Origin of the sequence: Brevibacillus sp. NRRL NRS-603, from assembly GCF_003013445.1 — a bacterium.
Taxonomy (GTDB): Bacteria; Bacillota; Bacilli; order Brevibacillales; family Brevibacillaceae; genus Brevibacillus; species Brevibacillus formosus.
Genome location: NZ_PXZN01000011.1, coordinates 78,984 through 97,570 on the forward strand (window position 1 = coordinate 78,984; position 18,587 = coordinate 97,570).

The window sequence follows — 18,587 nt, forward strand, 5'->3', positions numbered from 1 at the left end:
AAAAAGACCGTTCCAGCCAGTAAAAAGGCAGGAGCGGTCTTCCTTTTATTCCGGTTCCGTGTCCGGAAATACCCGTGAACGTGTGAGGAAGCGTACCCCCTCGGGTCCTTCCAGTGAAAACATTCCGCCCCGCCCATTCACGACGTCAATGATGAGCTGCGTATGCTTCCAATACTCATACTGCGCTTTGCCCATGTAGAACGGGCAGCCACCGATCTCACCCAACAGGACGTCCTGCTCACCCACGAGAAATTCTCCGAGCGGGTAACACATGGGAGAGCTGCCATCGCAGCAGCCCCCTGATTGGTGAAACATCAGGTCACCGTGTTTGGTGCGTAGCCGTTCAATCAATGCCAGTGCAGCATCTGTCGCGAGCACTTTTTCTAGCTGGCTCATTGATCAAAAGAAGCCCAGAGCTTGATCGCTGTAGCTGACAAGCAGGTTTTTCGTTTGTTGGTAGTGAGACAGCATCATTTTGTGTGTCTCGCGGCCGATACCGGACATTTTGTAGCCGCCAAACGCTGCGTGAGCCGGGTAAGCGTGGTAGCAGTTGGTCCAAACGCGACCAGCCTGAATTTCGCGGCCCATGCGGTAGGCTGTGTTCGTGTCGCGTGTCCATACACCAGCACCCAAGCCATACAGCGTATCATTTGCCATGGCGAGCGCTTCTTCTGTATCCTTGAAGGTCGTTACGGAGACGACCGGACCGAAGATTTCTTCCTGGAAGATACGCATCTTGTTGTGGCCTTTAAAGACAGTTGGCTGGATGTAGTAGCCGCCCTCGAGTTCACCTGCAAGCTGTGCACGAGATCCTCCAATCAGGCATTCGGCTCCTTCTTGTTTGCCGATATCCAGGTAGGAGAGGATTTTTTCTACCTGCTCCAAGGAAGCCTGTGCGCCGATCATCGTATCTGTATCGAGCGGATTTCCTTGCTTGATATTGGCTACGCGTTGCAGGGCACGCTCCATAAATTGGTCGTAGATGCTTTCGTGGATGAGCGCGCGGGATGGGCATGTGCAAACCTCGCCCTGGTTGAGCGCAAACAGTACGAATCCTTCAATGGCTTTGTTAAAGAAGGCATCGTCTTTTGCAGCCACATCCGGGAAGAAGATGTTTGGCGATTTTCCGCCCAGCTCCAGCGTCACCGGAATGATATTTTGGGAAGCGTATTGCATGATCAAGCGACCTGTCGTCGTTTCACCCGTAAAGGCGATTTTTGCGATGCGATTGCTTGAAGCGAGAGGTTTACCCGCTTCCAGACCGAAGCCGTTCACGACGTTGACGACACCAGGAGGGAGCAGGTCGCCGACCAGCTCCATCAGCACCAAGATGGAAGCAGGAGTTTGCTCCGCTGGCTTGAGGACGACGCAGTTGCCCGCTGCCAAGGCTGGAGCCAGCTTCCAAGTAGCCATGAGGAGCGGGAAGTTCCAAGGAATGATTTGACCAACGACACCGAGTGGCTCATGGAAATGGTAAGCGACCGTATCGTTATCGATTTCGGCGAGTGTACTTTCTTGAGCGCGGATTGCTCCGGCGAAGTAACGGAAATGGTCAATCGCCAGCGGGATGTCGGCCGCGAGTGTTTCACGAACGGGCTTGCCGTTTTCCCACGTCTCTGCGTTTGCCAGCATCTCCAGATTTGCTTCCATCCGATCCGCGATTTTTAACAAAATATTCGCGCGTTGTGCAACAGAGGTACGGCCCCACGCGTCTTTTGCTTCATGGGCAGCGTCCAGTGCCAGCTCAATATCTTCGGCTGTCGAGCGGGCTACCTCGCAAAAAACCTTGCCTGTTACAGGTGATACGTTTTCGAAATACTCACCTTTTACTGGCGGAACCCAATTACCCCCGATGTAGTTTTCATAACGATTTTTGAAAGTCACCTTGGAGCCGGCTTGGCCGGGCTGAGCATAGATCATTGCGAGCGCCTCCTCATTTATCACATATTTCTTTACAGTCCTCTCTAAAAGCAAGTCTCGTACCAACGTGAAAAAGCTCGAAATGACAGCGTTTTCTTGAGCAGATGAGGGTAGAAATTGTTCCATAATGGATCATGTTGTGTTCCGTATTGGGACAACGGAGTGGATATCTGTCGGAAAATGACCGATGACGGCTAGGGGTGTAAAACATGTTTGACATATCTCGTTGTCTTGCTCTATAGTTTGGATGTAAAAGGTTTTTTACACCCACCTGTAAATGGAAGGTGAACAACTCCATGAAAAATCGAATAAAGGAATTTCGAGAAAAAGGGAACATCTCGCAAGGCAGGCTGGCTGAGCTGTGCAAGGTTAGCAGACAGACGATCAATGCGATCGAGAACAACAAATACGACCCGAGCCTACAATTGGCTTTTGATTTGGCGAGCAATTTAGGGGTAACGATTGACGAGCTGTTTCAACCATACAGTGAGGAGTAGAGAAGCTATGAAAAAGTTCAACGTGATTGTTTCATCCATCCTATTGTTGGCGATTGCAGGGCACGGAGGCTATCGGTGGGTTCGTTATGAGATGCTGGATGTAAGCACAATCATTTTCGGTTGCATTGCACTGTCGTACTTGTTGAACTCAATCACCTGGGGAGACTACGAGGGCGGGAAATACAGTGAAAGTGACGAATTGGACAAGCATATCAAGACGCAAAGTGCGAGAATCGGATACTATGCGCTTATGGTGCTGTCTGCTGCGGTCCTGTTCTTGTCGGAAGGGGTTACTGCACTCAATGACATTCAAAATATTCCGTTGGCAGTTGTCGTCGGTTTGACGTTCATTGTGGCGCCAATTACGGAATTTTTCTATTCGCGGAAGTTCAGATAAATAGCGGCCAGTCGGACAAATGTGCTCGTGGTTCGACTGGTTTTTTCTATAGCAAAGACTCTCATGTTATACTGAGAGGGAATGATTTTTGGGGGAGGGAATCGTGTTGTCGACGATTGTTCAGCAATCTTGGAAGCGCTGTCAGGAATCGAACCTCAAGGCTACGGAGAAGGTCAATGATCAAATCATTTCTGCCCGACGAATCAAAGAAATCATTCAAGATAATCACCCTCTGATTCGTGAAAGTCTCCCGCTGTTTAACAAGCTTGCTCCCTTTTTGTTATCGACAGAGCACATCGCACTCCTGTCTGACCGGGAAGGAAATATTATTCAAACGATCGGGGACCCGGTCTTCGCCAATCAGGCACAAAAAGTACAGCTGCAAATCGGAGCGAACTGGACAGAAGACTACAAAGGAACCAATGCAATTGGGACAGCACTGATCGCACAACAACCGATTCAGATACAGGGAGAGCAGCATTACTTTTTGGAAAATCGCTTTCTTGCATGCTCGGCGGCGCCTATTTTTTCACCAGCGGGTGAGCTATTGGGCATCATTGACATTAGTACGCGTAAAGAATATTCCCACCCGTTTGCCCTAACTATTGCTTGCATGATCGCAGAGGCTCTGCAAAACCGCTTTTTGTTAGCAGATGCGGAGCGCGTGATTGCCTTGCCAACTTCAACACGCCCAGGAGATGGTCGAGGGAAGCTGGCACTCGTCGGCTTGGATCGGGACGAGCGTATCGTGGGCTTAAATGAGGCCGCGCAGCAGCAGCTTGGAAAGGAAGCCTTGGGAACTGGGGTAAGTGCCGAGCAAGAGCGTGCTGGCCGTCATGTAAAAGATCATCGTCCGCGTTTTTGGTCTGCGGCACCCAAAGTCCAGCTAAAGCCGTTTCCGCGTCTAGCTGGTTCATGCCCGCTCTTCTTGCAGGCAAAGATGCTCGGACAAAAGGCGGCTCTGGTAGATTTTCCTGTGATCATTTTGGGGGAAAGCGGTACGGGAAAAGAGCTATTCGCTCAGATGGTCCATGAGACAGGTCCGCGTGCGCATGAGCCTTTTATCGCAGTGAACTGCAGTTCAATTCCAGAAAATTTGGTCGAGAGTGAATTGTTTGGATATGAGAGTGGGTCATTCACAGGAGCACATCGAGAAGGAAGAATCGGAAAGTTTGAAGCGGCGAAAAAAGGCACGATCTTTTTGGATGAGATCGGGGATATGTCTTTGCGTGCGCAAGCGGCACTGCTGCGCGTTTTGCAGGAAAAGGTCGTCACCCCGGTGGGGAGCAATCAATCCCGCCCGATTTATGCGCGGATCATTGCCGCTACGCATCGAAACCTGTCAGAGGAGATCAAGGCGGGACGTTTTCGGGCGGATCTGTACTACCGGCTCAAAGGGGTCACCATTCATTTGCCGTCGTTGAAAAAGCGCAGTGATATCATCCAGGTGGCGGAGCATCTATTGCAGCAGATCGACACGGAACAAGCGTACACACTGACCACGGAGGCAAAGGACAAGCTGTGTGCTTATTCGTGGCCGGGCAATATCCGGGAACTGCAAGGTGTGTTGATCCAAGCGGTGTTTTTGGCAGAGGGGAACAACATTGATTGCGATCACATCCAGTTGGAGGGATTGATGGAAGCCGATACGTCTGAGTCTGCGGATCATGACATTCCTTCGTTGCGAGAAACAGAGAGAAAAGCGATCAAAAAGGCGCTCGAGAAAAGTGGCGGTAATGTAAGCAAAGCGGCCAAAATGCTGCAAATCGGACGCAATACCTTGTATCGCAAAATAGAAGAATACCAGATTGGGGCACCGATTAATCAGGAATAGTCATAATGGCGTACATCCGAGATACGAGTAATTCTGGGTCACACACTTACAAAAAATGGTGATTGCATCTATTTGGAGCAATTTCAAAAAGCATGTTTTTTGAGGGCGACTTCGGTCGGGTTTTTTTGTGTTCAAAGGGGTAGCGCCAACAGTTTGACCGATTTATACGCTTAGCATTAGCGGACATGTATTTTCGTCGTTCCTGATGACCTTAGCGGACGTAACTGGCCGTTTTCTGGCATGCTGATGACCGATAATGAGATTTACAGGTAAAGAAGAGGATTATGCAGATCAAGATCTTCCCCCTATTACGTAAGAAAAAAGAGAATCAGGAATAATCATTCCTGATTCTCCTTTTTGAAAGAAGGTGATATTTATGAAGAATAAATTAATCGTGTCTTTGGCTGCAACAGCAATAGTTATGGTGCTAGTATTTGGATTTTTATATGTGGGGACTGGAAATGATTACTATAGATACTCTGATGGACCATCTTCAGAGCAGATAGAAGCTTTAAAGAGTAATAAAATTGATTATATGATTAAAGAAGACGGATCTTTATGGATAAGAAGAAGTGATGAATTGAAAGTAGCACAATGTTGTACATAGTTATGTTGAGTAACCAAAATGAGAGATACAACAGCAACCGGATTTATGAATGGTTGCTGTTTCTTTTCCATCAAAGGAAAGCCGTAGCACATCTAGGGGTACAGCCGAGATACGAGTAATTTTGGGTCGCAAGCTTACAGCAATTGTCATTTTTCGAATACAGTTTGTGGCATGGCGGGAGAATTCGATAAAATCACCATTTGGAAATAAAAGTAAGACAATGTCGCTTGGCGTGAACAAATGTTGCAATGGGTGTTGCAACATTTTGTTGCGTTATCTTGCAATGTCACCATTCGAGTGATGCATGGAGTGGAACGGATGGAAGACTTTTATCCGGTCAGGGTGCATGATACGGAGCTTGGCATTAATCATGCAAGTGGATAGTGCGGTATAAAGTCAAAAAATTTAGATTTTTAGGAGGGAGACCGTTGCAATACTATTCCATTGCAGTAATTCCAGGGGACGGAATCGGCCCCGAGGTCATGGAAGAAGGCCTGAAGGTGTTAGGTGCCATAGAAGAGAGTCACGGCGGCATTCGGTTTGCCCGTGATGTCATGGATTGGAACTGTAGCTACTATCTCCAACACGGCAAAATGATGCCGGAGAATGGACTCCACATTTTAAAAGACTATGATTTGATTCTGCTTGGTGCAATCGGTGCGCCCGAGGTTCCTGATCATGTCTCTGTGTGGGAGTTGATTTTGCCTATACGCCGGGCATTCCAGCAGTATGTGAACCTTCGTCCGGTCAAGCTGCTAAAAGGTCTGGAAAGCCCCCTTCGTTATAAGGGGCATGCCGATCTCGATTTCGTCGTGGTGCGGGAGAACACAGAGGGTGAGTACTCCAATATGGGCGGGCGGATGCATCAGGGTACACCGTACGAAATGGCGGTGCAAAACAACGTATTTACCCGGTATGGCACAGAGCGCATCCTCAAGTACGCTTACGCACTGGCGGAAAAGCGTTCGAAAAAGAGCGTGACCGCAGCAACGAAGTCCAATGGCATCAACCATTCCATGCCGTTTTGGGATGAGATCGTCAAGGAAGTCAGTCAGGAATACCCGGGAATCCAGACCAATCTGTATCACATCGATGCACTCGCTGCCTATTTCATCACGCGACCAGAAACGTTTGACGTCGTAGTCGCGAGCAACTTGTTTGGGGACATTTTGACTGATCTCGGGGCGGCAATCGTTGGAGGTTTGGGCTTGGCTCCTTCTGCGAACATCAATCCGGAGCGCAAGTACCCCTCCATGTTTGAGCCCATTCACGGCTCTGCGCCAGATATCGCGGGCAAAGGAATCGCCAATCCGATCGCACAGGTATGGAGCATCGCCATGATGATGGATCATCTCGATCTGCCAGAGCTCAGTGCTGTCATCATGAACGCTATCGAAAACGTGTTGCAAGATGGTAAGGTGCTCACTCCTGATCTTGGGGGGACGGCGACAACGAAAGAATTGGGAGACGAAATCGTTCGCCACATCTATCAAACAGCGAGATAAATATGAGGGAGGAAGAGGACATGGAAGCGAGATCGTATGATTTGTACATCGGTGGAGAATGGGTGAAAGCCGAGAGCTACATTCCCGTCCTTCACAAGTACACGGGCGAGTGCATCGCGCGTATTGCCAAGGCAGAGCAGCAGCATGTAACAGAAGCGGTGGAAGCTGCGTGGGAGACGTTTAAGACAGATAAATTGACTCCTTTTCAACGATACAAAATTTTGCTGAAAGCCTCTGAGCTAATGGAGGAACGCCGGGACGAGCTGGAGCGATCCTTGATTCGCGAAGTGGGCAAAACGCGCAAGGACGCGATGAATGAGCTGGATCGGACGATCAATACACTGCGCTTGTCAGCAGAGGAAGCCAAGAAAATTCACGGGGAAATGATTCCGCTGCAAGCAACGGAAGGCTCAGAAAACCGTCTTGGCTTTACCATTCGGGTGCCAAAGGGAGTGATTGGTGCCATTACGCCGTTTAACTATCCCTTGCTGCTCAGCACGCACAAGATCGCGCCAGCGCTAGCCGCAGGAAATACGCTGGTCGTTAAGCCAGCTACAGTCACGCCTATCGCAACCTTTTTGTTGGTGGAGATCCTGGAGGAAGCGGGCCTGCCAAAAGGCTATGTAAATATCGTGACGGGGGCAGGCAGTCAGGTAGGGGAATGGCTGCTGGATGAAGAGCGCATCGCCATGTACACCTTTACCGGGTCAGGAGAAGTCGGTCGCCGCATCAAGGAGCGAAGTGGCATGCGTCCCGTCGCGCTAGAGCTGGGCAACAACTCTCCCAATATCGTGCACCTTGATGCAGATTTGGAGCTGGCAGCCCGTCAAACAGCCGCTCGCAGCTTTCACAATGCTGGTCAAGCGTGCATTGCTGTCCAGCGCATTTACGTGCATGAATCGGTTATGCAGGCGTTCAGTGACTTGTATATCTCGCATGTCCATCAGTTAAAGGTAGGGAACCCGGAAGATCCGGACACGGATGTCGGTCCGATGATCAGTGAAAAAGAGGCGAGTCGCACTGAGGAATGGGTACAGGAAGCGATTAGCCAAGGGGCCAGATCGCTTCTGCCTGTCAAACGGGAAGGGGCACTCTTCTATCCTGCTGTGTTGGTGGATACAAGGCCAGAGATGAAGGTGGTTTGCCGGGAAGTGTTCGCGCCCGTCGTCACGATCATTCCGTACAGTGACCTTGAAGATGCTTTTACACAAGCCAACGATTCGGAGTACGGCTTGCAGGCAGGGATTTTTACCCGTGATTTGAACGTCGCGATGAAAGCGGCGCGTGTGCTGGAGTACGGTGGCGTGGTGATCAACGACGTATCGACCTACCGCAATGACGTCATGCCGTACGGCGGAATCAAAAACAGCGGGCTGGGCAAGGAAGGTCCGCGTTACGCAGTCGAAGAGATGACCGAAGAGCGAATGGTGGTGATCAACCTATGAATGGGCAGCTTTTGCAAGGAAAAACGGCGATTGTAACAGGGGCAGCGTCAGGAATGGGCAAGGCCATTGCGATGCTTTTTGCGTCCGAGGGAGCCAACGTCATTCTGGCTGATTTGAACAAAGAAGCGGCAGTAGCAGTCGCTCAAGAGCTGCCACAAGGGAAAGGTCATGCGGTGCAAACGGATGTGGCAGACGATACGAGTGTCGTTGCTCTCGTGAAGGAAACGCTCGAAGTGTACGGCTCGGTCGATGTCCTGGTCAACTGCGCGGGTGTCCCCCAAGCGTTTACCCCCATTGAGGAGCTGACCTTGGAGCAATGGGATCGCATCATGTCTGTGAACACGAAGTCGGTCTTTTTGACGACAAGGCATGCGGTTCCCCACATGAAGGAGAAGGGGAAAGGCAGCATCATCAACATCGCTTCGATTGCCGGGATCAGAGCCCGTCCGGGGCTGAATGCGTACTGCGCGTCCAAGGGGGCCGCTATCATGTTGAGCAAGGCACTGGCTATTGAGCTCGCTCCTTTTCAAATCCGGGTCAATGTCATCAATCCAGGGCCGGCAGAGACGCCGATGCTGGGTAAGTTTATCAATGGAGATGAAGCGCAAGTAGAGGCCGGGAAAAAAGATATTTTCATCAGCAGTGTTCCATTGGGCATGTTGATTCAGCCGGAGGATATCGCGCAGGCGGCTCTCTATTTGGCTTCTGATCTATCCAAAATTGTCACGGGCGAGGTCATGAATGTAGACGGTGGAAGAGGGATCTAAACAAAAGAATTAACAGGGGGTACTATCGCATGTTTCGGAAGAAGGGGAGCTTCGTGCTAGCGAGCATCATGTCTGTGTCTTTATTTCTGGCGGCGTGCGGAGGAGGAGGCGGTCAACAGACTGCCCCGCCTGCGGGACAAGCCGGGGGAACAGAAGCGCCGAAAAGTGACGGACAAAGCTATGTATTCAAAGCAGGGCATTCACTGACGGAGGATCATCCATACCATTTGGCACTGAAAAAAATGGCCGAGGATGTCGACAAGCGCTCGAGCGGAAAAGTGAAAATTGAGGTGTATCCGCTGAGCCAGCTGGGAGCGGAGCGTGAATTGACAGAGGCGCTGACCTTTGGAACGGCGGATATGTCGATTACCTCGACTGCGCCGGTGATGAACTTCCATCCGAAGCTTGGCGTGCTGGATCTTCCGTTCTTGTTTGAGAGCCGTGAGCAAGCGTACAAGGTACTCGACGGACAAGTCGGAAAAGACCTACTCAAGGATTTGGAAAACGCCAATCTGGTCGGGCTGGCTTGGGCTGAAAACGGCTTCCGCCATATTACAAACGGCTCGAAGGTGATCAAAAAGCCGGAGGATGTGGCAGGGTTGAAGATACGCACACAGGAAAACCCGATCCATCTGGCTGCATTCGAAGCATTGGGAGCGAAGCCGACCCCGATGGCTTGGACAGAGGCGCTGACGGCGTTGCAACAAGGAGTCGTTGATGCCCAGGAAAATCCGGCGATTGTCGCACAAACCTACAAGCTATATGAATCCAAGCAAACACAAATGGCCCTCACCGGGCATGTCTACTCAGCAGCGATGATCTTGTTCAGCAAGCCTGTATGGGATAAGCTCCCGCCAGATATCCAGCAACTTCTTGCCGAGGAAGCCAAGAAAGCGGGTCAATACGAGCGTGAGTTGATGATCAAGATGGAAGAAGAGGCTATCTCGAATATTAAAGCAAAAGGGGTAGTCATTACCGAGGACGTGGATAAGCAAGCTTTCCGCGATGCGATGAAGCCTGTCTATGACAAATTTTCCGGACAGTTTGGCAAAGAGCTGGTGGATCAAATTGTAAATACAAAATAAACGGCAGAAGGGAGAGGAGCCACTCTGGCTTTTCTCCCCTTTTTCCTGCGAAAGGAGATTGTGTGTGGGCAACCTTGTTTCCAAAATAAACAGCATCCTTCGTTTTTTCATCATTGCCCTTCTGGCTATTATGGTGATCGCTGTCTTCCTGCAGGTGCTTTTCCGTTTTTTGCTCGACCAGCCCTTGGCCTGGACGGAGGAATTGGCTCGGTATTTGCTGATCTGGATCACGTTTCTGGGATCAGCGTACGCAATGTCGATCAAAGCACATATCGGTACGGAATACATTCAAAAGTACTTGTCGCCTCGCATGAACAAGCTAGTGCTGGTCATTGCCGCTTTGTGTAGTCTGGTCTTTTTTCTCGTCATGGTTCAGCAAGGCTATTTGTTGTCTGCGAGAAGCATGACCCAAACCTCACCCACTCTGCTCGTTCCCATGGGCTATGTATACATGGTGATTCCGATCAGTGGTGCTCTGCTCATCATGAACGTGATCCATGTGACATGGAAAGACATTACCGGGAAGGAGTGACCAGATTGTGGGTACGATTCTGTTTTTAACACTGTTGGTGCTTCTGATCCTGAATGTGCCGATTGGAGTGGCACTGGGGTTATCCGTCGTTGTCGTGTTTATGCTGGAGGGCAACATCCCTCTTCTGGTTGTCATTCAAAAAATGTTCAACGGGACAGACTCCTTCCCGCTGATGGCGATCCCGTTCTTTCTCCTGGCAGGAAAGCTGATGGAAACAGGCGGAATCTCGGCTAGGCTGATCCGTTTTGCGAATACGATTGTCGGGAACCTGCCTGGAGGATTGGCAATCGTGGCGGTCATGGGTTGTACTTTTTTTGCGGCGATATCGGGTTCTTCTGCCGCGACAACGGCAGCCGTAGGGGGAATTTTGATCCCGCACATGGTCAAAAAAGGGTATAATGTCCGGTTTTCTGCGGCCTTGCATGCAACAGGTGGAACGATCGGTGTCATGATTCCTCCAAGTGTGCCGATGGTTTTGTACGGGGTAGCAGCAAGTGCCTCGATTAGCGACTTGTTTATTGCCGGGATTGGACCGGGCATTCTCGTAGCGATTTCGCTGATCCTGTACTCGTATTGGATCAGTAAGAAAAACGGCTGGGGTGGCGGAGAGAAGCATACGCCAAAAGAGATATGGGAGGCGTTCAAGGACGCCATTTTGGCGATTCTCATGCCGATCATTATCCTTGGTGGTATTTACGGAGCTATCTTTACTCCAACAGAAGCAGCAGTAGTAGCCGTTATTTACGGTCTGGTTGTCGGGCTTTTCGTCTACCGGGAGATCAAGTGGAGGGACTTGGGGGAAATTTTCGCGGGCTCTGCCAGCATGACAGCGGTCATCATGCTTATTATCGCGACCGCCAATGCATTTGGCTATCTGATGACGAGGGAAAACATCCCACAGGAAATTGCGCAATTCATGCTGGGGATTACTGACAGCACGATCATCACGTTGCTCATTATTAACATCCTGCTGCTCATTTTGGGGACGTTCATGGAAACGGCGGTTACGATCATTCTCCTGACACCGATCCTGCTGCCGATCACGAATTCTTTGGGCATTGATCCGGTGCTATTCGGGGTGATCATGGTCGTCAACTCCGCGATCGGAATGCTGACGCCGCCTGTTGGGATCAATTTGTTGGTAGCAGGAAATATTGCGAAGCTCCAGAATACGGAGATTGAGCGAGCGGTGATCCCGTTTTTGGTCATCATGATCGTCGATTTGATGCTCATCACCTACATTCCAGAAATCAGCTTATTCCTTGTCAACTTGAGCAAGTAACGGAGGGGGTACCAACGTGGATTACAAGCAAGCATTAGTGGGATTGCTGGGGGAGGAACGAGTAACGACCAACCCTACTATACTGGAGCACCACAGTCATGATGAATCGTATCATGCCCCGCATCTTCCAGATGTGGTCGTGTTTCCGAAGACGACAGAGGAAGTCAGTCAAATCATGAAGCTGGCCAACGAAAAGCGCATTGCGGTAACGCCGTTTGGCATGGGGACCAGTCTAGAGGGACATGCGATTCCTTATGCGGGCGGAATTAGCATGGATTTTTCCTTAATGAACCAAGTGCTGGAGGTGCGACCGAAGGACTTTCTCGTGAGAGTCCAGCCCGGTGTGACGCGCACTCAGCTCAATAAAGAATTGAAAAAGCATGGATTGTTTTTCTCCGTCGATCCTGGCGCGGACGCGACTTTGGGTGGAATGGCTGCTACAAACGCCAGTGGAACGACTTCTGTTCGTTATGGCGTAATGCGTGATCAGGTTCGCGATCTAGAAGTGGTGACGGCGGACGGTCGTATCATCCGTACAGGGAGCATGACAGCCAAATCCTCCTCAGGCTACCATCTTACTGGGTTGTTTGTCGGGTCAGAGGGAACGCTCGGTGTATTCACAGAGCTGACCTTGCGTGTTTACGGCATCCCTGAGGCGACAACAGCGGCGCGTGTCAGCTTCCCTACTGTTCAGGATGCCGTCGATACCGTCGTGGATATTCTCGGAGCGGGTATTCAAGTAGCGCGAATCGAGCTGGTTGATGAACGTTCCATCCAACAAGTGAATCTGTACAAAGAAACGAGCTACCCGGAAGCACCGACGCTGTTTATCGAGTTCCACGGCAGTGAACAAGGGCTCGCGTACGATATCGACTTCGCGCAGAACACCGCCGATGGGCATGGCTGCACGCAGTTTCTTTTTGAAACAGATTCGAAGGCCCGGACGCAGCTCTGGGACGCTCGTCATAACCTGGCGTATGCCTTCCTGCACAAATCCCCCGGGAAAAAGCTGATGGTGACAGATGTTTGCTTGCCGATCTCCGAGCTGGCAGGAGCAGTTGTGGACGCACGGCAAGCCATTGATCGCGCCGGGCTGGATGGAGCGATTGCAGGGCATGTCGGGGATGGGAACTATCACGCTATTCTGATGATCGACCTGAATGACCCCGATGAAGTGGCGCGTGCCGAGGAAGTAAATGCCCATCTGGTGGAATACGCGTTGAGTCGGGGAGGAACCTGCACAGGAGAACATGGTGTGGGTGTGGGGAAAATCAAATACCAGCGCAAGGAACACGGGGAAGCACTGGACGTCATGCAAGCCATGAAGCAAGTGCTGGACCCTAACGGCATTTTGAATCCGGGAAAAATTTTCGGGAAATAAATGAGAGCCTGCATTCTGGACGTTTGTCGGAATTGGTAATATCCCCTTTGAGTAGCTAGTGTTAAAAGCCCGCCCACTAACGGTGGGTAGTACACTCTACTTGGAGGGGATTTTATCATGGCTAAAAAAGGTCAAACATTCAAACGATATTCGGAGGAGTTTAAACTGAAGGCTGTAAACATGTATCTACTAAGAGGGATGGGTTATCAAGCAATAGCGAAGGAATTAGGAATATCTGGCCCTACTATGGCTACCCAAGAATGCGGATTGCATTAAGAAAGAAAGGATTAAGTGTAAATCACAAGCGAATATATCGGTTGATGAAGGAACTAAACCAGTGTGCCCCGGTAGAATACCGAATCACACTGGCTGCTTAGGCTTTTTTAGTTCTGTCTGCTTGACAGGCGTAAGACCATTTTGGAGGGCCTACGACTTAACTTCTTGCCGAGGTAGATTCTAATTTTTTTCGAAGAATTCCTAGATATTTGCGTTTGTATTTGTTTACCCCTTGTTGAGATATACCCAAATGCTGTGCGACTATTTCTTCTGGAACTCCCTGAATCACTACTTGCTCAATAATGAATCTTGCTTTAGCTGGAAGGGAATTCAACATTTCTTCTACATGCAACTTAGCATCTACAGAAGACATTTGATTCTGACCACAGGCATTTTCTATGATCGGAAGCTCTCGGGTGGAAATCTTCTTTGCTTGATACTGCAATCGCCAAGCGATCCTTCTTAAAACTCTTCTACACTTCTCCATTAATAACTCATCGTTCATGCTTTTCACCGTCCTACCTTATAGGTAAAAAAGGAAGGTAAAAAACAACTGTTTTTCATAAATTATTCCATCTTTTTTCTGAATGGAATACTCAAGAAACGTAATGATAACGCCATTTCATCGCGTTTTCGTATCGCATTAGAAATTTTTTTGGCATTGGTTGTAAAAGGACCTCGTTTTTCTCCTTTATGTATGAAAGCGACAAATTGACCGGTCAAACAAAGTCGCTTATTACATTTAGATAGGGGAAAATAAATATGAGCTTGCGTGGAAAAAAGATTTTCGTAGATCCAGGTCATGGTGGTACAGCTTCTGCAGGTAAAAATCGTTGTGGCACTTACGCTGTAGGTACTTCTGGCAAAAAATCTGGAAATGAAAAAAGTTCTGCCCTTTCAATCGCTGAAGTCCTGGTAGAGTACCTGGAAGAGGCTGGTGCAAATGTTAAGATGAGCCGTACAACAGATGATCCAGTTTGCTTGGATGAACGTGCCAAAATGGCAAATAAGTGGGGCGCTGATATCTTTGTTTCCCTCCACCATAACAGTAGCACCAATACAAGCGCTAATGGTCTCTCGGCACACTATTATAAATCCGAGGATAAAGCATTAGCGGAAGCTATTCTTCCAAGAATCGTAGATTATACCGGCCTCGATACATGGGGAAGTACAGGAATTAGAAAGGACAACTTCCAAGTACTGCGGGATACTGATATGCCGGCAACATTGCTTGAATTGGGTTTCATGTCCAATCCAGATGACGATGCGTTTATTGCTGACTACGACAACAAAATTGACATGGCCAGCGGTATCTACCGTGGTATCCGAGATTATTTTGAATAAAAAAGCTAGAGAGAATATAGCATCAGAGAAGCCCCTGGAGGATCTCCCCAGGGGGCTTCTCTTTTTAAACAGTCCTTTCAAACCTCATGGCTTTTCTCGAATAAAGAAATCAAGAAGGACAAAATTTTTCTGTGCATCTTCTATTGCCAATGTAGCTTTACTTAGGTGATTAGCAGGTAACTGATTTATCGGAACGCGAGTTTGGAAAGTTCCATCTTGATTGACTTCGATCGTACCCGTCATCAGATCTTGGACACCATCGCTCACAGAATAAGATAATTTTTCAGGATGTCTCACTTTTCCTGTAATTTCTAACTCCTCACCAACCAGCATGTTTGTATAGGGAACAGGGTTATGTATGGTTAGCCAGTCGTTACTATTAGTTTTAAAGGCTATTTCATGCTCTGTATGCCAGGCATTTTTAGCTTCCTCAGAAGATACCCTAGCAGATACAATTACTTTCCCATGCAAGGTTGAGGGAATTTTTTCTAGTGTGATTTCTCTCATGTATTGGAATACTTTACCTTGTGGTTTTATTTCTTCTCGAAACAATATATTACTCAGATCGTCTTGTACTGTTACGTTGTAGGAGTAATCAGGCACTCCATAAAAATGGATAGTCATTCCTTTGTCTTCAATGACTGAAAAGTTTTTTGGACTACGAATTTCTGCCAAATTGGACTGCTCTTCAAATAGATTCGTAGGATTCTCTTCGACAAATGTAACATAACCATTTGGATGATCTATGGCTCTCTCATTGCATCCAAAGAGAGATAAACAAAGCAACGTGAGTAAAGAAAGATACACCTTGTGCACAATCGATCAACTCCTCTTTTAATAAACGCGTGATTATGAAGACAAATATAAGACGTGTATTTCCATAAAAAGGTTTCCTTAGTTGAAAAAGGGTTCCGATACCGTTTGGTGAGCCTCTGCTTCCTGTGGTACGCCTGAGCCACGGCGATGGCCCACCGGGGCCGGGATTATTATGGGAGAATGAATCCAGGATGCAACCATCAAATCTAATCACCTTATCCACCCGAAGAATGGAAAAGCCCTCAAATCTGAGGGCTTTTCCAAATCATCAACTGCTACTTTTATTGGAAATAATCAAGCATTGCACGACGGACACCGCGAGCAAAATCTTTAGCAGCTTCATCCAATGTTGGGCCGAGGTCTTCCAAGGCTGATTCATTAGTAATGAACTCAACCTCAATCAGTGCTCGTGGGTAGTTACCGCCAGAAGGATAACGGAGAACACCTAGTGATCCACGTGGTGTATCCGAATCTTTAAGTACTCCCCTGTCTCGTGTACCAAGGGAATTGACCACTTCTCGCTGAATGGTTTGCGCAAAGCCTTTGTCTTGCGAACGGTTTCCAGCATAGATGGTTTCTGTACCCTTAGCTGTAGAACCTGCTGAATTAAAGTGAACGCTAATTACACCATCTACATCTTTCTGTTGTCCCAGTTTCCAACGATCATCAATTGATACCTTGCTATCATCGTTCCGCGTCATGTAAACCGTTGCGCCGAAATTTTCGAGGGTCTCAGCAACAGCCTGCGCAAACAACAGGGCTAAGTCTTTCTCGTAAACATCTTCGCCATTCAAAGTGCCGATTGCTCCAACGTCTGAACCGCCATGACCTGGGTCGATCAAAAACTTCAATCCATCAAGACTCATAAAACCTTCCTCCTATTTGTTGATGTATTAAGCGACTATGAATTTGAGTGTCATTGTCGCTTTCATCAATAAAGGAGAAAAATAGAGAGCAAATACAACCAGACAAAAAAATACTTATCTATCCCCTTGCATGCTACTCAGTTTCCATTGGTTATCTTCTTTTGTGAACATTAGTTCCAGCGTTCCAGAGTACGTCTCATCGTTTATCCAAACTTCGTAATTTGTAATAAAGCGTCCATCTTTATATATATCGAATGACCTTTGACGAAAAGTGCTTCCTTTGGTTACGAACGGAATACTTATAACCTCGTTATTCGCTTTATAAACAAATTGCTTTCCTTCTACAGCAGCTTCTTTGGAAATATACTGTTTAACTTTTTCAGTCTCACCTTTCATCATGGCTCGAAACATTTCTCTTGTCTGTAGATCAACGATATCTCGAATTTGGTAGATTTGAGCATTAGTTTCGTTTTTTTGTTTTTCCTTAACCAAAGAGGCTTCAAGTTCTTTATTTGTGTTTTGTAATTGGGCTATTTCAGCTTGCAACTTTTCAATCTCAGCTTGAGACGTTTTTACGGTACCGTCATTAGAACAAGCTACCATCCCTAAAGCAATTAGGATAAACATGCTCAGAACTACTCTCTTTTTCATTTCTAAACCTCCAATGATTCCACCTATGTTATTGAAGATAAGATAAACCCAAATACATAACCATCATACGCCAAATTTACCACAATTTTATATAATCCATAAGTTGGAAAAGCGATGGCTTCTATAACACAAATCCAAAAAATCGGGTCAACCAATCGTACTATCGTTCCTCACTTTTCCAGCATGCCATTAAAAATGTAATTTTTTATGTGAATATAGTTGCTTTTTTTCAGTTGTATTTACCTAGTATGTTGGGACGGTGAAAATTATGAATGATGAATTAATAATAGAAGAGTGTAGGAGAATTTTAAGAAGGATTGCATGGCGACTACAGTATCGAACATGGAAGATTTCCAACGGAGAGCTTCCAATCATAGAAAATCTATGTGGTCAGAAAATAATGTCTTCCGTCGATTCTAAGCTTTATGTAGAAGAACTGTTGAATTCTCTTCCATCTAAAGCGAAATTTATTATTGAGCAAGTCGTTATTAATCGAATACCTGAGGAAATAATTGCACAGCAATTAGGCATTTCACAACAAGGGGTAAATAAATATTAGCGAAAGTATTTGGAAGTTCTTCAGAAAAAGATAGGTCAGATAGGTTTCTTCATGACATTTCGCATATCCAGTTAGAGCAAGTCTAACTAGATCTTTTTCATGTACACCGTTCTATAATAATTTTCAAAGACTGGTTGTATTTGGTCTCTATTTTTCTCCTTTATTGATGAAAGCAACAATGACACTCAAATTCATAGTTGCTTACAAAAAAATTAGGGGGAAATGAAATGGCAGTTAAGCAATATTCAAAAGTATTTGATATGCAGTATTGGAGTCAAGCTGATGAAAAATGGAGTTCTAACTACACTTCTTGCGGTAATACGATGAGAGTAGAAGGGTGTGTAATTACATCCGCCGCTATGATTTTCGCTTTCTATGGTAATAAAGTCGATCCCGAGATCTTGCAGCAACAGCTAAAAGCAGTGAATGGAAGAGCTGATTGTCCATTTGATTGGGCTGTAGCACAAAAAAAATATGGTCACAAATACAGCGGGAAATTCACCGGAACCTTCGAAAAGTTGAAAAAGGATATGATGGATTGTGTGATTAACAAAGATATTCCGCTTATGGTACGTGTTCCTAATCATACAGTTGCAATCAGAGGATTTTCGGGTCTTATAGAAGTTGTTGATGGCTTCCCAAGATTCGAGCTGATTACACCATCTATGTTCCTCGTTCATGATCCTGGTAATTCAAAGAATAAAAACCTTCAAGATGTAATCGATCAACGTGGCGAATTTGAATACTACAACTATTACACGAAATAAAGAAACCTCTCGTGGACAAGAGAGGTTGAGGCTGCCGACTTCCTCGGCAGCCTCTT

General features: G+C 47.4%; 21 protein-coding genes and 1 pseudogene. 16 read left to right on the forward strand and 6 right to left on the reverse strand.

Annotation, left to right across the window (positions count from 1 at the left end):
- Nucleotides 1-45 precede the first annotated feature (45 nt).
- Together C7R94_RS06355 and adh are read right to left on the reverse strand one after the other, a co-directional pair.
- Nucleotides 46-396, reverse strand: coding sequence for a DUF779 domain-containing protein (locus C7R94_RS06355; RefSeq protein ID WP_106779196.1), 351 nt, complete (start codon nt 394-396; stop codon nt 46-48).
- Between the two features lie 3 nt (nt 397-399).
- Nucleotides 400-1,920 carry an aldehyde dehydrogenase gene (adh, locus tag C7R94_RS06360; protein WP_106779198.1) on the reverse strand — a complete coding sequence of 507 codons (1,521 nt, stop codon included), beginning with the start codon at nt 1,918-1,920 and terminating at the stop codon, nt 400-402.
- 296 nt (nt 1,921-2,216) lie between these two features.
- Between adh and C7R94_RS06365 the strand changes: the two genes are divergently transcribed.
- The 13 genes and pseudogenes from C7R94_RS06365 to C7R94_RS30525 form a co-directional block, all read left to right on the forward strand.
- Nucleotides 2,217-2,417, forward strand: a complete 201-nt coding sequence (locus tag C7R94_RS06365) for a helix-turn-helix transcriptional regulator (RefSeq protein ID WP_047070021.1) — start codon at nt 2,217-2,219, stop codon at nt 2,415-2,417.
- Nucleotides 2,418-2,424: 7 nt separating this feature from the next.
- Nucleotides 2,425-2,814 carry a hypothetical protein gene (locus C7R94_RS06370; RefSeq protein ID WP_106779201.1) on the forward strand — a complete coding sequence of 130 codons (390 nt, stop codon included), beginning with the start codon at nt 2,425-2,427 and terminating at the stop codon, nt 2,812-2,814.
- 106 nt (nt 2,815-2,920) lie between these two features.
- Nucleotides 2,921-4,648, forward strand: a complete 1,728-nt coding sequence (locus tag C7R94_RS06375) for a sigma-54-dependent Fis family transcriptional regulator (protein WP_106779203.1) — start codon at nt 2,921-2,923, stop codon at nt 4,646-4,648.
- A gap of 376 nt (nt 4,649-5,024) precedes the next feature.
- Nucleotides 5,025-5,255, forward strand: a complete 231-nt coding sequence (locus C7R94_RS06380) for a hypothetical protein (RefSeq protein ID WP_106779205.1) — start codon at nt 5,025-5,027, stop codon at nt 5,253-5,255.
- Between the two features lie 428 nt (nt 5,256-5,683).
- Nucleotides 5,684-6,760, forward strand: a complete 1,077-nt coding sequence (locus C7R94_RS06385; protein WP_106779207.1) for a tartrate dehydrogenase — start codon at nt 5,684-5,686, stop codon at nt 6,758-6,760.
- 20 nt (nt 6,761-6,780) lie between these two features.
- Nucleotides 6,781-8,205, forward strand: a complete 1,425-nt coding sequence (locus tag C7R94_RS06390; RefSeq protein ID WP_106779210.1) for an aldehyde dehydrogenase family protein — start codon at nt 6,781-6,783, stop codon at nt 8,203-8,205.
- A complete protein-coding gene (locus C7R94_RS06395; RefSeq protein WP_106779212.1) occupies nt 8,202-8,972 on the forward strand; it encodes an SDR family oxidoreductase in 771 nt (256 codons plus the stop codon). The genes C7R94_RS06390 and C7R94_RS06395 overlap by 4 nt, the downstream gene beginning before the upstream one ends.
- A gap of 29 nt (nt 8,973-9,001) precedes the next feature.
- Nucleotides 9,002-10,057, forward strand: a complete 1,056-nt coding sequence (locus tag C7R94_RS06400; protein WP_106779215.1) for a TRAP transporter substrate-binding protein — start codon at nt 9,002-9,004, stop codon at nt 10,055-10,057.
- A gap of 64 nt (nt 10,058-10,121) precedes the next feature.
- A complete protein-coding gene (locus tag C7R94_RS06405) occupies nt 10,122-10,589 on the forward strand; it encodes a TRAP transporter small permease (protein WP_106779218.1) in 468 nt (155 codons plus the stop codon).
- A gap of 7 nt (nt 10,590-10,596) precedes the next feature.
- A complete protein-coding gene (locus tag C7R94_RS06410) occupies nt 10,597-11,871 on the forward strand; it encodes a TRAP transporter large permease (RefSeq protein WP_106654925.1) in 1,275 nt (424 codons plus the stop codon).
- 16 nt (nt 11,872-11,887) lie between these two features.
- Entirely contained in the window at nt 11,888-13,252 is a 1,365-nt protein-coding gene (locus C7R94_RS06415; protein WP_106779221.1) for an FAD-binding oxidoreductase, read from the forward strand.
- A gap of 117 nt (nt 13,253-13,369) precedes the next feature.
- Nucleotides 13,370-13,528: a transposase gene (locus tag C7R94_RS30230; protein WP_199197924.1), complete on the forward strand. Its 159-nt coding sequence runs from the start codon at nt 13,370-13,372 to the stop codon at nt 13,526-13,528.
- Nucleotides 13,492-13,584 (forward strand): annotated as a pseudogene (locus C7R94_RS30525) (IS3 family transposase); the annotation flags it as partial. The gene C7R94_RS30230 and the pseudogene C7R94_RS30525, both read left to right, overlap by 37 nt.
- Before the next feature lie 101 nt (nt 13,585-13,685).
- On the opposite strand, the gene C7R94_RS06425 reads toward C7R94_RS30525, so the two are convergent.
- Nucleotides 13,686-14,033, reverse strand: a complete 348-nt coding sequence (locus tag C7R94_RS06425) for a sigma-70 family RNA polymerase sigma factor (RefSeq protein ID WP_106779223.1) — start codon at nt 14,031-14,033, stop codon at nt 13,686-13,688.
- A 257-nt stretch (nt 14,034-14,290) separates the two neighbouring features.
- On the opposite strand from C7R94_RS06425, the gene C7R94_RS06430 reads away from it, so the two are divergent.
- A complete protein-coding gene (locus C7R94_RS06430; RefSeq protein ID WP_106779226.1) occupies nt 14,291-14,872 on the forward strand; it encodes an N-acetylmuramoyl-L-alanine amidase family protein in 582 nt (193 codons plus the stop codon).
- Between the two features lie 84 nt (nt 14,873-14,956).
- On the opposite strand, the gene C7R94_RS06435 is transcribed toward C7R94_RS06430, so the two are convergent.
- The 3 genes from C7R94_RS06435 to C7R94_RS06445 form a co-directional block, all read right to left on the reverse strand.
- Complete coding sequence (locus C7R94_RS06435) at nt 14,957-15,688, reverse strand: hypothetical protein (protein ID WP_106779228.1); 732 nt, start codon at nt 15,686-15,688, stop codon at nt 14,957-14,959.
- Nucleotides 15,689-15,969: 281 nt separating this feature from the next.
- The gene (locus C7R94_RS06440) at nt 15,970-16,554 is read right to left on the reverse strand and encodes an N-acetylmuramoyl-L-alanine amidase family protein (protein WP_106779230.1); all 585 of its coding nucleotides are present in this window, start codon (nt 16,552-16,554) and stop codon (nt 15,970-15,972) included.
- 114 nt (nt 16,555-16,668) lie between these two features.
- The gene (locus tag C7R94_RS06445; protein ID WP_106779233.1) at nt 16,669-17,205 is read right to left on the reverse strand and encodes a hypothetical protein; all 537 of its coding nucleotides are present in this window, start codon (nt 17,203-17,205) and stop codon (nt 16,669-16,671) included.
- A gap of 268 nt (nt 17,206-17,473) precedes the next feature.
- Here C7R94_RS06445 and C7R94_RS06450 point away from each other — a divergent pair, with 268 nt between their 5' ends.
- Entirely contained in the window at nt 17,474-17,764 is a 291-nt protein-coding gene (locus tag C7R94_RS06450; protein WP_106779235.1) for an RNA polymerase subunit sigma-24, read from the forward strand.
- Between the two features lie 227 nt (nt 17,765-17,991).
- Nucleotides 17,992-18,531 (forward strand): C39 family peptidase, encoded by a 540-nt coding sequence (locus tag C7R94_RS06455; protein ID WP_017252539.1) that lies wholly within the window; start codon nt 17,992-17,994, stop codon nt 18,529-18,531.
- Nucleotides 18,532-18,587 lie beyond the last annotated feature (56 nt).

What these genes read in the sequence shown, in the direction of transcription:
- C7R94_RS06455 (WP_017252539.1), top strand. Translation starts at nt 17,992, where the DNA reads ATGGCAGTTAAGCAATATTCAAAAGTATTTGATATGCAGTATTGGAGT.
- C7R94_RS06450 (WP_106779235.1), top strand. Translation starts at nt 17,474, where the DNA reads ATGAATGATGAATTAATAATAGAAGAGTGTAGGAGAATTTTAAGAAGG.
- C7R94_RS06355 (WP_106779196.1), bottom strand. Translation starts at nt 396, where the DNA reads ATGAGCCAGCTAGAAAAAGTGCTCGCGACAGATGCTGCACTGGCATTG.
- C7R94_RS06440 (WP_106779230.1), bottom strand. Translation starts at nt 16,554, where the DNA reads ATGAGTCTTGATGGATTGAAGTTTTTGATCGACCCAGGTCATGGCGGT.
- C7R94_RS30230 (WP_199197924.1), top strand. Translation starts at nt 13,370, where the DNA reads ATGGCTAAAAAAGGTCAAACATTCAAACGATATTCGGAGGAGTTTAAA.
- C7R94_RS06400 (WP_106779215.1), top strand. Translation starts at nt 9,002, where the DNA reads ATGTTTCGGAAGAAGGGGAGCTTCGTGCTAGCGAGCATCATGTCTGTG.
- C7R94_RS06445 (WP_106779233.1), bottom strand. Translation starts at nt 17,205, where the DNA reads ATGAAAAAGAGAGTAGTTCTGAGCATGTTTATCCTAATTGCTTTAGGG.
- C7R94_RS06425 (WP_106779223.1), bottom strand. Translation starts at nt 14,033, where the DNA reads ATGAACGATGAGTTATTAATGGAGAAGTGTAGAAGAGTTTTAAGAAGG.
- C7R94_RS06380 (WP_106779205.1), top strand. Translation starts at nt 5,025, where the DNA reads ATGAAGAATAAATTAATCGTGTCTTTGGCTGCAACAGCAATAGTTATG.
- C7R94_RS06395 (WP_106779212.1), top strand. Translation starts at nt 8,202, where the DNA reads ATGAATGGGCAGCTTTTGCAAGGAAAAACGGCGATTGTAACAGGGGCA.
- adh (WP_106779198.1), bottom strand. Translation starts at nt 1,920, where the DNA reads ATGATCTATGCTCAGCCCGGCCAAGCCGGCTCCAAGGTGACTTTCAAA.
- C7R94_RS06370 (WP_106779201.1), top strand. Translation starts at nt 2,425, where the DNA reads ATGAAAAAGTTCAACGTGATTGTTTCATCCATCCTATTGTTGGCGATT.
- C7R94_RS06390 (WP_106779210.1), top strand. Translation starts at nt 6,781, where the DNA reads ATGGAAGCGAGATCGTATGATTTGTACATCGGTGGAGAATGGGTGAAA.
- C7R94_RS06430 (WP_106779226.1), top strand. Translation starts at nt 14,291, where the DNA reads ATGAGCTTGCGTGGAAAAAAGATTTTCGTAGATCCAGGTCATGGTGGT.
- C7R94_RS06365 (WP_047070021.1), top strand. Translation starts at nt 2,217, where the DNA reads ATGAAAAATCGAATAAAGGAATTTCGAGAAAAAGGGAACATCTCGCAA.